At 62.7% G+C, this 13,122-nt stretch carries 13 protein-coding genes; 12 read left to right on the plus strand and 1 reads right to left on the minus strand.

Annotation, left to right across the window (positions count from 1 at the left end):
• The first annotated feature begins 19 nt into the window (after positions 1 to 19).
• From spoT to HX786_RS10390, 3 genes are all read left to right on the plus strand, one after another.
• Positions 20 to 2,125 carry a bifunctional GTP diphosphokinase/guanosine-3',5'-bis pyrophosphate 3'-pyrophosphohydrolase gene (gene spoT / locus HX786_RS10380; protein WP_008439435.1) on the plus strand — a complete coding sequence of 702 codons (2,106 nt, stop codon included), beginning with the start codon at positions 20 to 22 and terminating at the stop codon, positions 2,123 to 2,125.
• Between the two features lie 24 nt (positions 2,126 to 2,149).
• A complete protein-coding gene (locus HX786_RS10385) occupies positions 2,150 to 2,530 on the plus strand; it encodes a RidA family protein (RefSeq protein ID WP_003213288.1) in 381 nt (126 codons plus the stop codon).
• Positions 2,531 to 2,593: 63 nt separating this feature from the next.
• A complete protein-coding gene (locus tag HX786_RS10390) occupies positions 2,594 to 3,337 on the plus strand; it encodes a hypothetical protein (protein ID WP_003213290.1) in 744 nt (247 codons plus the stop codon).
• A gap of 43 nt (positions 3,338 to 3,380) precedes the next feature.
• Here the strand turns inward: HX786_RS10390 and HX786_RS10395 are convergent, their stop codons facing one another.
• On the minus strand, positions 3,381 to 4,232 hold the full coding sequence (locus HX786_RS10395; RefSeq protein WP_178912021.1) for an SDR family oxidoreductase: 852 nt from the start codon (positions 4,230 to 4,232) through the stop codon (positions 3,381 to 3,383).
• Positions 4,233 to 4,421: 189 nt separating this feature from the next.
• Here HX786_RS10395 and exbB point away from each other — a divergent pair, with 189 nt between their 5' ends.
• From exbB to HX786_RS10440, 9 genes are all read left to right on the plus strand, one after another.
• On the plus strand, positions 4,422 to 5,408 hold the full coding sequence (exbB, locus tag HX786_RS10400) for a tonB-system energizer ExbB (protein ID WP_087693713.1): 987 nt from the start codon (positions 4,422 to 4,424) through the stop codon (positions 5,406 to 5,408).
• A 6-nt stretch (positions 5,409 to 5,414) separates the two neighbouring features.
• The gene (exbD, locus tag HX786_RS10405; RefSeq protein WP_003213296.1) at positions 5,415 to 5,840 is read left to right on the plus strand and encodes a TonB system transport protein ExbD; all 426 of its coding nucleotides are present in this window, start codon (positions 5,415 to 5,417) and stop codon (positions 5,838 to 5,840) included.
• The gene (locus tag HX786_RS10410; protein WP_003213297.1) at positions 5,837 to 6,586 is read left to right on the plus strand and encodes an energy transducer TonB; all 750 of its coding nucleotides are present in this window, start codon (positions 5,837 to 5,839) and stop codon (positions 6,584 to 6,586) included. The genes exbD and HX786_RS10410 overlap by 4 nt, the downstream gene beginning before the upstream one ends.
• A gap of 167 nt (positions 6,587 to 6,753) precedes the next feature.
• Positions 6,754 to 7,089 carry a cupredoxin domain-containing protein gene (locus HX786_RS10415; RefSeq protein ID WP_178912022.1) on the plus strand — a complete coding sequence of 112 codons (336 nt, stop codon included), beginning with the start codon at positions 6,754 to 6,756 and terminating at the stop codon, positions 7,087 to 7,089.
• A 3-nt stretch (positions 7,090 to 7,092) separates the two neighbouring features.
• Positions 7,093 to 7,911 carry an FTR1 family protein gene (locus tag HX786_RS10420; protein WP_008439439.1) on the plus strand — a complete coding sequence of 273 codons (819 nt, stop codon included), beginning with the start codon at positions 7,093 to 7,095 and terminating at the stop codon, positions 7,909 to 7,911.
• A 19-nt stretch (positions 7,912 to 7,930) separates the two neighbouring features.
• Entirely contained in the window at positions 7,931 to 8,461 is a 531-nt protein-coding gene (locus HX786_RS10425) for an iron transporter (RefSeq protein ID WP_177054881.1), read from the plus strand.
• Between the two features lie 114 nt (positions 8,462 to 8,575).
• On the plus strand, positions 8,576 to 9,496 hold the full coding sequence (locus HX786_RS10430; protein ID WP_003213305.1) for a hydrogen peroxide-inducible genes activator: 921 nt from the start codon (positions 8,576 to 8,578) through the stop codon (positions 9,494 to 9,496).
• An 8-nt stretch (positions 9,497 to 9,504) separates the two neighbouring features.
• Positions 9,505 to 11,580, plus strand: coding sequence for an ATP-dependent DNA helicase RecG (gene recG, locus HX786_RS10435; RefSeq protein WP_003213306.1), 2,076 nt, complete (start codon positions 9,505 to 9,507; stop codon positions 11,578 to 11,580).
• A gap of 78 nt (positions 11,581 to 11,658) precedes the next feature.
• Complete coding sequence (locus tag HX786_RS10440; protein ID WP_003213308.1) at positions 11,659 to 13,059, plus strand: aminoacyl-tRNA deacylase and HDOD domain-containing protein; 1,401 nt, start codon at positions 11,659 to 11,661, stop codon at positions 13,057 to 13,059.
• The last annotated feature ends 63 nt before the right edge of the window (positions 13,060 to 13,122 follow it).

Genomic DNA, 13,122 nt, shown 5'->3' on the forward strand with positions numbered 1-13,122 from the left:
AACGGCAGGAGTTAATACTTTGCCGAGCATAGACGCCCTCGCCGATCGCTTATCGACCTACCTCGGCCCAGACCAGGTCAACCTGGTCCGCCGAGCGTATTTCTACGCCGAACAAGCCCACGACGGCCAACGCCGCCGCAGTGGCGAGGCGTATGTCACGCATCCTCTTGCCGTGGCCAATATTCTTGCCGACATGCACATGGACCATCAGAGCCTGATGGCCGCGATGCTGCATGACGTGATCGAAGACACCGGCATTGCCAAGGAAGCGCTCAGTGCGCAATTTGGCGAAACCGTGGCCGAACTGGTCGACGGGGTCAGCAAACTGACCCAGATGAACTTCGAGACCAAGGCCGAAGCCCAGGCGGAAAACTTCCAGAAGATGGCCATGGCCATGGCCCGGGACATCCGGGTGATCCTGGTCAAGCTGGCCGACCGGCTGCACAACATGCGCACGCTGGAAGTGCTGTCCGGTGAAAAACGCCGGCGCATCGCCAAGGAAACCCTGGAAATCTACGCGCCCATCGCCAACCGGCTGGGCATGCACGCCATTCGTATCGAGTTCGAAGACCTCGGCTTCAAGGCCATGCACCCGATGCGTTCCGCGCGCATCTACCAGGCAGTGAAACGCGCCCGGGGCAATCGCAAGGAAATCGTCAACAAGATCGAAGAATCCCTGAGCCATTGCCTGGCGATCGATGAGATCGAGGGCGAAGTCAGCGGCCGGCAGAAACACATCTACGGCATCTACAAGAAGATGCGCGGCAAGCGCCGGGCCTTCAACGAGATCATGGACGTGTACGCGTTCCGGATCATCGTCGACAAGGTCGATACCTGCTACCGCGTGCTGGGTGCTGTACATAATTTGTACAAGCCCCTGCCGGGACGCTTCAAGGATTACATCGCGATTCCCAAGGCCAACGGCTATCAGTCGCTGCATACCACGCTGTTCGGTATGCACGGGGTGCCGATCGAGATCCAGATCCGCACCCGCGAAATGGAAGAGATGGCCAACAACGGCATCGCCGCCCATTGGCTGTACAAATCCACCGGCGACGAGCAGCCAAAAGGCACCCATGCCCGCGCCCGCCAGTGGGTCAAGGGCGTGCTGGAAATGCAGCAACGTGCCGGCAACTCCCTGGAATTTATCGAAAGCGTGAAGATCGACCTGTTCCCGGACGAGGTCTACGTGTTCACGCCCAAAGGCCGGATCATGGAGCTGCCAAAAGGCTCCACGGCGGTCGACTTTGCCTACGCGGTGCACACCGACGTGGGTAACAGCTGCATAGCCTGTCGGATCAATCGTCGACTGGCCCCGCTGTCGGAACCGCTGCAAAGCGGCTCCACGGTGGAGATCGTCAGCGCACCGGGCGCGCGCCCGAACCCGGCCTGGCTCAACTTTGTGGTCACCGGCAAGGCTCGCACCCACATCCGTCATGCCCTGAAACTGCAACGCCGTTCCGAGTCCATCAGCCTGGGCGAACGCCTGCTGAACAAGGTGCTCAACGGCTTCGACAGCTCACTGGACAAGATCCCGGCCGAACGCGTGCAGGCGATGTTGCACGAGTACCGCCAGGAACTGATCGAAGACTTGCTGGAAGACATCGGCCTGGGCAACCGCATGGCCTATGTGGTCGCGCGCCGCCTGCTGGGCGAAGGCGAACAGTTGCCAAGCCCCGAAGGCCCGCTGGCGATTCGCGGCACCGAAGGCCTGGTGCTCAGCTACGCCAAGTGCTGCACGCCGATCCCGGGCGACCCGATTGTCGGCCACCTGTCCGCCGGCAAAGGCATGGTGGTGCACCTGGACAACTGCCGCAATATCAGTGAAATCCGCCACAACCCCGAGAAATGCATCCAGCTTTCGTGGGCAAAGGATGTCACCGGCGAATTCAACGTCGAGCTGCGAGTCGAGCTGGAACACCAGCGCGGCCTGATCGCCCTGCTGGCCAGCAGCGTGAACGCGGCCGACGGCAATATCGAGAAAATCAGCATGGACGAACGCGATGGCCGCATCAGCGTGGTCCAACTGGTGGTCAGCGTGCACGACCGCGTGCACCTGGCCCGCGTGATCAAGAAACTGCGCGCCCTGACCGGGGTCATCCGCATCACCCGCATGCGCGCCTAGCCCATCCATTACAAGGAGTCATTCATGACCAAGACTGTTATCACCAGCGACAAGGCACCAGCAGCAATCGGTACTTATTCCCAGGCGATCAAGGCGGGCAATACCGTCTACATGTCCGGCCAGATTCCACTGGACCCAAAAACCATGGAGCTGGTTGAAGGCTTTGAAGCCCAGACCATCCAGGTCTTCGAAAACCTGAAGTCGGTTGCCGAAGCTGCGGGCGGTTCGTTCAAGGACATCGTCAAACTGAACATCTTCCTCACCGACCTGAGCCACTTCGCCAAGGTCAACGAGATCATGGGCAAGTACTTCGAACAGCCGTACCCAGCCCGCGCCGCCATCGGCGTTGCCGCCCTGCCAAAGGGCGCGCAGGTTGAGATGGACGCCATTCTGGTCATCGAGTAAAACATCCGGCGCAGCGCTTCCACGGGAAGGCTGCGCCGAATTGGTTCTTGGAAGGATTTCGTAATGCGCAAAGCGCTCGTTGCCTCTTCGTTGCTCGCCCTGTTGCTCGGCGGCTGCGCCAGCAATCCCGCCGACCTGGATGTGAGCGGCACCTGGATCAACCAGGCCGCCATCGACGCGGCAGCCAAGGGCGGCCCTTTGCGTGAAGCCCTGCAGAGCTATGGTCCGAACCTCGAATGGGAGGTGAACACCAAAGCGTCCCAGGCCCGCTACTACAACGGTTTTGAAGTAGCTGAAGGCAAGTTGCTGGGTGAAAAATCCGGCGCCTGGAGCGTCGACTTCTACGGCAGCTCCGCCACTGAACTCAAGCGTAAAGGCAAACTACTGTTGCAAGGGGCCAATGATAACGAGCCCGAGCAACTGTTCGCCCGTGCCAAGGATCCAGCCCCCGAAGGCGCGCCACTGGGTGCCAACTTCGAACGCACCCTGTACGCCGCCTACATGGGCGGCACCTGGAAAATCAGCAGCGGCACTGGCGAAGGCGCCACCGTACAGTTCCAGGCCAATGGCCAGGTGACCGGCTTGCCCGGCGCCGATCAGTACTCGCTGTGCCTGGCGGGCGATTGCGCCTCCATGAGCGGCGGCTACGACAGTATCTGGCTACAGTTGAACGGCCAGGGCAACCCGTGGATCTTTGCGCGCAAGGGCAAGCAACTGGAGATCTTCCAGGCGATCAACACCGCCCAGGCCGACGAGGTACCCTCGTTTACCCCCGGGCCACGACAGTGGTTGCTGGAAAAACAGTGACGCAAAAAAGGAGCCCTCAGGCTCCTTTTTCTTCACGCCGCGATCAACCCTCCAGGATCGCCGCATACCCTTCGCGATAACTCGGATAACGCGGCACCCAGCCCAACGCCTTGGCCCGGGCGTTGCTGCACTGCTTGCTACCGGCGCGTCGCACGCTGGCGTTCTCGGCCCATTCGGTCACGCCAAGGTACTCGCGCAACCAGGCAACCACCTCGGCCAGCGGGGCCGGAGTATCGTCAACGCCGATGTAGCACTTATCCAGCACACCCCCCTGCTCCACGTGCTGCAGCAAAAACGCCAGCAAACCCGCCGCGTCATCCGCGTGAATCCGGTTGCCATATAAAGGCGGATCAATCGCCACGCGATAGCCCTGGCGCACTTGGCTCAACAACCACTCCCGACCTGGACCATAAATCCCGGTAAGGCGCACGACACTGGCGGGAATGCCGCTATCCAACGCCACTTGCTCGGCTTCCAGCATGACTTGGCCGGAATAACCGCCTGCCTTGGTCTCGGAGCTTTCGTCGACCCACTCACCGTTCTGCTGCCCATACACACTGCTGCTGGACACAAACAGCAGGTGCCTGGGCTCCTGGCCGTAGTCGTTCAGCCACTCCAGCACATGCCGCAACCCTTGCACGTATGCCGCACGATAACCCGCCTCGTCGTGATCGGTGGCGGCCGCGCAATACACCAGGTAATCCACCCCGCCCACCGGCCAGGTATCGGGGCAGTCTTCATTGAACAGATCGCCGGTAATCCCGATAACACCCTTGGGAAGGCGCGAAATATCCCGCCGCAGGCCATGAACCTCCCAGCCCTGGGCCAGCAATTGGGTGGCCAGACGGCTACCGACATCGCCGCAACCGGCAATCACCACAGAAGGCGCAGACATCACAAAACTCCGTTCTTAAAGGTCAAGGTTAGCCCCCGCAGATGACCATCGGCCAGCAAAACGACAAATAAAGTAACTGTATTACTTCTGTTAACAAGAATTACTTGCAATAATAACCGCCCATTTGTCCTCGACCCGTTACGGTCTGGAAGGACGCTCACTCATTTTTTTCTCTCAGGTCCGGCCAGCATGACACGCAATACATCCCCCGCTTCGCCAACCAAGCCTCACAGCCCATCCCGCGCCTGGCGTGCGATTGCTGCAGTGCTGTTCAGCGTCCTGCTGGCACCGACCGCCGCGTTCGCCGACAACACCGCGCCGGCCGCCCCGCCTGCAGCGAGTGCGCCAGCTACAGAGCAAAACGCTCCTGCGCCAGCCGCTGCACCGGCCGCGACCGACCCGGCCCTGGCCGCCGAAGGCGCACCGGCTGACGAATCCGGCGTCGTGCTGGAAGAAGACAACAGCCTGGGCATGGCACACGACCTGTCGCCCTGGGGCATGTACCAGAACGCTGACATCATCGTGAAGATCGTGATGATCGGCCTGGCCATCGCTTCGATCATCACCTGGACCATCTGGATCGCCAAGGGCTTCGAACTGCTGGGCGCCAAGCGTCGCCTGCGCACTGAAATCGTCCACCTGAAAAAAGCCACCACCCTGAAAGAAGCCAGCGAAAGCGCGGCGAAGAAGGGCACCCTGGCGCACCTGCTGGTTCACGACGCACTCGAAGAGATGCGCCTGTCGGCCAACACCCGTGAAAAGGAAGGCATCAAGGAACGCGTCAGTTTCCGTCTTGAGCGCCTGGTTGCCGCCTGCGGTCGCAACATGAGCAACGGCACCGGCGTGCTGGCCACCATCGGTTCCACCGCGCCCTTCGTCGGCCTGTTCGGTACCGTGTGGGGCATCATGAACAGCTTCATCGGCATCGCCAAAACCCAGACCACCAACCTCGCCGTCGTGGCGCCCGGCATCGCCGAAGCCCTGCTGGCAACCGCACTGGGCCTGGTTGCCGCGATTCCTGCGGTGGTGATCTACAACGTCTTCGCCCGTTCGATCGCCGGCTACAAGGCGCAGGTGTCGGACGCTTCGGCAGAAGTCCTGTTGCTGGTCAGCCGTGACCTCGATCACCTGCCTTCCGAGCGCAGCTCGCAACCGCACATGGTGAAAGTGGGGTAATCGGCCATGGGCCTGCATTTGAATCAAGGCGACGACGAGCTCGTCGAGAACCACGAAATCAACGTCACGCCGTTTATCGACGTGATGCTGGTGCTGCTGATCATCTTCATGGTGGCAGCACCGTTGGCCACCGTGGATATCAAGGTCGACCTGCCCGCTTCCAGCGCGAAACCTGCGCCGCGGCCGGAGAAACCGATATTCCTCAGCGTGAAGGCGGACCAGCGTCTGTTCCTGGGCGAAGAAGAAGTCAAATCCGACACCCTGGGCGCGGTGCTCGACGCCAAGACCCAGGGCAAGAAAGACACGACCATCTTCTTCCAGGCCGACAAGGGCGTGGACTACGGCGACCTGATGAGCGTGATGGATGCCCTGCGGGCGGCCGGCTACCTCAAGGTAGGCCTGGTCGGACTTGAGACGGCAGCCAAGAAATGATCACGACGCGCCACAAACTGACGCGTTATGGCACCAGCCTTGCCGTCGTGCTGGGCGTCCACGCCGTCGCGATCATCATCGCGCTCCAGTGGTCGGCGCCACATATGGTCCAGCTGCCTCCGGCCGCCATGGTCATCGACCTGGCACCGATGCCGGCGCCACCACCTCCGGCCCCGCCGAAGGTGATCACGCCGCCACAGCCGCCTGCGCCGGTCGAAGAGCTGCCATTGCCGAAACTGGCCGAGGCACCTAAGCCGACGATCCAGGTGCCAAAGCCGGTCAAGCCCAAGCCAAAACCACAGCCGCCCAAGCCTGTGGAGAAGAAGCCCGATCCGCCCAAGGAAAAACCTTCCGAAGAGCCGCCGAGCGAAACTCCGCAGAACAACGCGCCTACGGAAAAATCCGCCCAGCCACAACCGGGCCCTTCACCGCAGCAGATCGCGGCCAAGGCCACCTGGGAAAGTACCCTGCTGGGCCACCTGCAGAAGTACAAGAAGTACCCGCCGGGCGCCCAGGCGCGTGGCAAGGAAGGCCTGAACCGCCTGCGTTTCGTGGTGGATGCCGATGGCAACGTGCTGTCCTACGAACTGGTGGGCCGCTCCGGCAACGCCGACCTGGACCGCGCCACCCTCGACATGATCCGTCGTGCCCAGCCGCTGCCCAAGCCGCCGGCCGACATGTTGAAAGGCGGGAGCATCGAGATCGTTGCACCGTTCGTTTACAACATCGAAAAACGTCGCCGCTAACCCCCACCGTGGGCACTCTCGGGTGCCCACGGCTGCTGTTCCCTCCCCGCGCATCACCGCAACCTGAACCAGGCTTGAACGAGTCGGCACCTAACTCGATCTTCACTTGTAACACTTAAAGACAACGCTAATTATCCGCGAATAGTTCTCATTAGCGGACATTCGGCATGCCCAACCCCGCCCGGCTGGCTCTCCTCCTACTGGCTTTACCCGTCGCTGCACAGGCGGATCAGCTGGTCACCCTGGTCATTCAGAACCACACCTTCAGCCCCTCGACGTTCGAGGTGCCGGCCGGTGAGCGCTTTCGCATCCAGCTCACCAGCCACGACGAAAGCGTCGACGAGTTCGAAAGCTACGACATGAAATTCGAAAAAATCATCGTCCCCGGCAACACCATCACGGTGTTTGCCGGCCCGCTGCATCCCGGCACCTTCACCTTCTTCGATGACTACCACCCCGACCAGGCCAAAGGCACGGTCACCGCCGTCGCGGTCAAGGAGTAAGCCATGCTGGCCTGTCTGTTGATCGTGTTTCGAGAAGTGCTGGAAGCCGGGATTGTGGTGGGCATCGTGATGGCCGCCACCCAGGGCCTGGCAAGACGTGGGCTGTTCATTGGCGGCGGAATCGCAGCCGGCGTGCTCGGTGCCGGCATCTTGGCGCTGTTTACCGGCGCAATCACCCAGGCGCTGCAAGGCTTCGGCCAGGAAATTTTCAACGCGGCCATCCTGGTGGTCGCCGTGGTCATGCTGGGCTGGCACAACCTGTGGATGGCCAGTCATGGTCGCGAGCTGGCGACCCAACTGCGCAGCGCCGGCAATTCAGTACTCAAGGGTGAAAAATCACTCTGGGCCCTGGCCGTGGTCATCACCGTGGCCGTGCTGCGCGAAGGCTCGGAAATCGTGCTGTTCCTCTATGGCATCGCCGCATCCAGCCAGACAGACCCACTGTCGATGCTGGCCGGCGGCGTGCTCGGCATCGTCGCCGGCGCCGCGCTGTCCTGGCTGATGTACCGCGGCCTGGTCGCCATCAGCCTCAAGCGCCTGTTCTCGATTACCGGCTGGATGATCGCCTTGCTTGCCGCCGGCATGGCTGGCCGGGCCGCCGCGATCCTCGCCGGTATCGACCTGATTCCCGCCTGGGGCTACCAGCTCTGGGACACCTCCTGGCTGGTCTCCGATGGCAGCCTCACCGGCCGCGCATTGACCGCGCTGGTGGGCTACACCGACCGACCTCTGGGCGTTCAATTGGTGGCGTGGCTCGTCACCCTCTCGCTCCTGGTGCTGGGTAACCGTTTACTGCATTCACGCCCGACACAATCACATTAACCGCCCCAGGAGCCCCACCATGAAACACCTGCGCAACCCCTTCGCCGCCGCACTGCTGCTCGTCAGCGCCGTGGCCGCTTCCGCCCTCGCCCAAGCCCGCGAATACCCGATTGGCGGACCGGTGCAGATCAATGACATGGAGATCGCCTCCTCGTACTTGGTGGGCATCGAAATGGCGCCCATGCCGCCAGGCATGGTGATGAGCAAGGACTCGGTACACCTTGAGACCGATGTGCACGCCACCGCCGACAACAAATACGGCCTGTCCAACGGTGAGTGGGTGCCCTACCTGACCATCAGCTACTCACTGGTCAAGGAGGGCTCGCCCGACTACAAGGAAATCGGCACGCTGTTGCCGATGGTGGCCAAAGACGGCGCCCACTACGCCAACAACGTGAAAATGGACGGCCCCGGCACCTACACCGTGGTGTTGCGCTATGAAAGCCCACAGATCAAGGGCTTCTTCCACCATGTAGACAAGGAAACCGGCGTGCCTGAATGGTGGGCTCCCTTCACCGAAACCTTCACCTTCAAGTACCCGCAAAAGTGAAATACGGGGCGGCGATACCCGATTAACCGGTGTCGCGGCCCCTACGCTGTCTGATAACGTGCGTCTATCGATTGCAGCCGGTATGCTTGGCCCGCAACCTCATGGACGCCCGCTATGACTCTTACAGAATTACGCTACATCGTTACCCTCGCCCAAGAGCAGCACTTCGGCCACGCGGCCGAGCGTTGCCACGTCAGCCAGCCGACGCTGTCGGTGGGTGTGAAGAAGCTTGAAGACGAACTCGGTGTGCTGATTTTCGAGCGCAGCAAAAGCGCTGTGCGCCTGACGCCCGTCGGCGAAGGCATCGTCGCCCAGGCCCAGAAGGTTCTGGAACAGGCCCAAAGCATTCGCGAGCTGGCCCAGGCCGGCAAGAACCAGCTGACCGCCCCGCTGAAAGTCGGCGCCATCTACACCGTCGGCCCGTACCTGTTCCCGCACTTGATTCCGCAACTGCACCGCGTCGCGCCGCAGATGCCGCTGTATATCGAAGAAAACTTCACCCACGTGCTGCGCGACAAACTGCGCAACGGCGAGCTGGACGCGATCATCATCGCCCTGCCGTTCAACGAGGCGGATGTGCTGACGCTGCCGCTCTACGATGAGCCGTTCTACGTGCTGATGCCAGCGTCCCACCCATGGACGCAGAAAGACACCATCGACGCGGGCCTGCTCAACGACAAGAGCCTGCTGTTGCTGGGCGAAGGCCATTGCTTCCGCGACCAGGTGCTGGAAGCCTGCCCGACCCTGACCAAGGGCAACGACGGCGCCAAGCACACCACCGTGGAGTCCAGCTCCCTGGAAACCATTCGCCATATGGTCGCCTCCGGCCTGGGTATCTCGATCCTGCCGCTGTCGGCGGTCGACAGCCATCACTACGCCCCCGGCGTGATCGCCGTGCGCCCACTGACGCCGCCGGTACCGTTCCGCACCGTGGCGATTGCCTGGCGTGCGAGCTTCCCGCGTCCGAAAGCGATTGAAATCCTCGCCGACTCGATCCGCCTGTGTTCGGTGGCCAAGCCGCCTGCTGCGAGCTAAGTAACGGTATGACTGAGCTGTCGCAGGTATCGGTGACGGCACTCAAGGGTGTCGGGGAGGCCATGGCCGAGAAGTTGGCCAAGGTCGGGCTGGAAAATCTCCAGGACGTGCTGTTCCACCTGCCCCTGCGTTACCAGGACCGCACCCGCGTGGTGCCCATCGGCCACTTGCGCCCTGGGCAGGACGCCGTGGTTGAAGGCACCGTCAGCGGCGCCGACGTGGTCATGGGCAAGCGCCGCAGTTTGGTCGTGCGCCTGCAAGACGGCACCGGCGGCCTGAGCCTGCGCTTCTACCACTTCAGCAACGCCCAGAAGGAAGGCCTCAAGCGTGGTACCCGCGTGCGCTGCTACGGCGAAGCCCGGCCCGGTGCTTCGGGGCTGGAAATCTATCACCCGGAATACCGCGCGATTACCGGCGACGAACCGCCGCCGGTAGACACCACCCTCACGCCAATTTACCCGCTCACCGAAGGCCTGACCCAGCAGCGCTTGCGCCAACTGTGCATGCAGACTCTGACGATGCTCGGGCCAAAAAGCCTGCCCGACTGGCTGCCCCAGGAACTGGCGCGCGACTATCAACTGGCGCCGCTGGATGATGCGATCCGCTACCTGCATCACCCACCCGCCGATGCCGACGTCGACGAGTTGGCTCTCGGGCATCACTGGGCCCAGCATCGCCTGGCGTTCGAAGAACTGCTGACCCATCAACTGTCCCAGCAGCGCCTGCGCGAGAGCATGCGTTCGCTGCGCGCGCCGGCCATGCCCAAGGCCAAGCGCCTGCCTGCGCAATACCTGGCCAACCTGGGGTTTGCACCGACGGGCGCCCAGCAACGGGTCGGCAACGAAATTGCCTACGACCTGAGCCAGAAAGAACCGATGCTGCGGCTGATCCAGGGCGACGTGGGCGCGGGTAAAACCGTGGTCGCCGCCCTCGCCGCGTTGCAGGCCCTCGAAGCCGGCTATCAGGTGGCGCTGATGGCGCCCACCGAGATTCTCGCCGAGCAGCACTTCATCACCTTCAAGCGCTGGCTCGAACCGCTGGGCCTGGAAGTCGCGTGGCTGGCCGGCAAGCTCAAGGGCAAGAACCGCGTAGCCGCCCTGGAGCAGATCGCCGCCGGCGCCCCGATGGTGGTGGGCACCCACGCGTTGTTCCAGGACGAAGTGAAGTTCAAGAATCTGGCGCTGGTGATCATCGACGAACAGCACCGCTTCGGTGTGCAGCAGCGCCTGGCCCTGCGCCAGAAAGGCGTGGGTGGCCGCATGAGCCCGCACCAGTTGATCATGACCGCCACACCGATCCCGCGCACCCTGGCCATGAGCGCCTACGCCGACCTCGACACTTCGATCCTCGACGAACTGCCGCCGGGCCGAACGCCGGTCAACACCGTGCTGGTCACCGACACCCGCCGCGTCGAAGTCATCGAACGGGTACGCGGCGCCTGCGCCGAAGGCCGTCAGGCGTATTGGGTGTGCACGCTGATCGAAGAATCCGAAGAGCTGACCTGCCAGGCCGCCGAAACCACCTATGAAGACCTCACCAGCGCCTTGGGTGAACTCAAGGTCGGGCTGATTCACGGTCGCATGAAGCCGGTGGAAAAGGCCGCGGTAATGGCCGAGTTCAAGGCCGGCAACCTGCAATTGCTGGTGGCGACCACGGTGATCGAAGTCGGCGTCGACGTCCCCAACGCCAGCCTGATGATCATCGAGAACCCCGAGCGCCTGGGCCTGGCGCAACTGCATCAATTGCGCGGCCGCGTCGGCCGGGGCAGCGCCGCCAGCCACTGTGTGCTGCTGTACCACCCGCCGCTGTCGCAGATCGGTCGCCAGCGCCTGGGGATCATGCGCGAAACCAACGACGGCTTCGTGATCGCCGAAAAAGACCTCGAACTGCGCGGCCCCGGCGAGATGCTCGGCACCCGCCAGACCGGCCTGCTGCAATTCAAGGTCGCCGACCTGATGCGCGATGCCGACTTGCTGCCCGCCGTGCGCGACGCGGCCCAGGCGTTACTGGAGCGTTGGCCGGAACACGTCAGCCCGCTGCTGGATCGCTGGCTGAGACATGGGCAGCAATACGGCCAAGTGTGACGGCTGACTCACTTAGACAACCCTCACTTGTATCAAGCTGGTTATACTCCAATGACTGTAGGAAATTGGATTCAGGCCATGTCAGAAGTTGCCCTCGCCACAGCCCCACCGACTGCACCCTCGGTGATTCGGACGCTGCTTGCAAAGCTCGCCATCAGCTACACGGAAGTTACCGAACGCCCCGGCCTGAACCCGGCGCAGAAGGTTCAAGCCGTACTGCTCGATGATGCCGTGGGTGCGCTCATGGTGCTGTTTCCACAGAACCAGTTGCTGGACCTTAATCGCCTCGCCGAGCTCACCGGTCGGCGCCTCAAGGCCGTGTCGCCGGAGCGCCTGGAGCGCATGCTCGGCAAGCACAGCCTGAGCCTGCTGCCCGGCCTGCCGCCGCTGACCAGTTCTCCCTGCCTGTACGAAGAAAGCCTGTTGCGTGAGCCGACCGTGCTGGTGCACTCGGGCGAAGCCGGGCTGCTGCTGGAGATTTCCAGCGACGCGTTCAAGAGCATGCTGACCAAGGCCAGCGCCGCGCATTTCGGCGAGCCGCTGAGCAACATCCGGCCAAACCTGGATCGCCCCAATGACGACCGCGAGGAAATCACCCAGGCGATGCAGGCGTTCACCGCCCGCCGTATCCAGCAGCGCCTGGAAGCCACCATCGAAATTCCACCGCTGGCCGATACCGCGCAAAAGATCATCAAGCTGCGGGTCGACCCCAACGCCACCATCGACGACATCACCGGCGTGGTCGAAACCGACCCGGCCCTGGCCGCCCAGGTGGTGAGTTGGGCCGCGTCGCCCTACTACGCCTCGCCGGGCAAGATCCGCTCGGTGGAAGACGCCATCGTGCGCGTGCTGGGCTTTGACCTGGTGATCAACCTCGCACTCGGCCTGGCCCTGGGCAAGACCTTGAGCCTGCCCAAGGACCACCCGCAACAGGCCACGCCGTACTGGCACCAGTCGATCTACACCGCCGCCGTCATCGAAGGCCTGACCCGCGCCATGCCCCGCGCCCAGCGCCCGGAAGCCGGGCTGACGTACCTCGCCGGCCTGCTGCACAATTTCGGCTACCTGTTGCTGGCCCACGTCTTCCCGCCGCACTTCTCACTGATCTGCCGGCACCTGGAGGTCAACCCGCACCTGTGCCACAGCTACATCGAGCAGCATCTGCTGGGCATCAGCCGCGAGCAGATTGGTGCGTGGTTGATGCGCTACTGGGACATGCCGGACGAACTGTCCACCGCCCTGCGCTTCCAGCACGACCCGACCTACGACGGCCAATATGCGGAATACCCGAACCTGGTGTGCCTGGCGGTGCGCTTGTTGCGCAGCCGCGGCATCGGCTCCGGGCCGGATGAATCCATCCCGGACGAACTGCTTGAGCGCCTGGGGCTGACCAGGGACAAGGCAGAGGATGTGGTGAGCAAGGTGCTGGACGCGGAAACGTTGTTGCGCGAGTTGGCTTCGCAGTTCAGCCAGGGATAAATCGGGCGCCTGTTACACCGTATTCGCGAGCAAGCCCGCTCCCACATTCGACCGAGTTCCAAC

The sequence above is a fragment of the Pseudomonas sp. 21615526 genome, from assembly GCF_013386245.1.
GTDB lineage: Bacteria > Pseudomonadota > Gammaproteobacteria > Pseudomonadales > Pseudomonadaceae > Aquipseudomonas.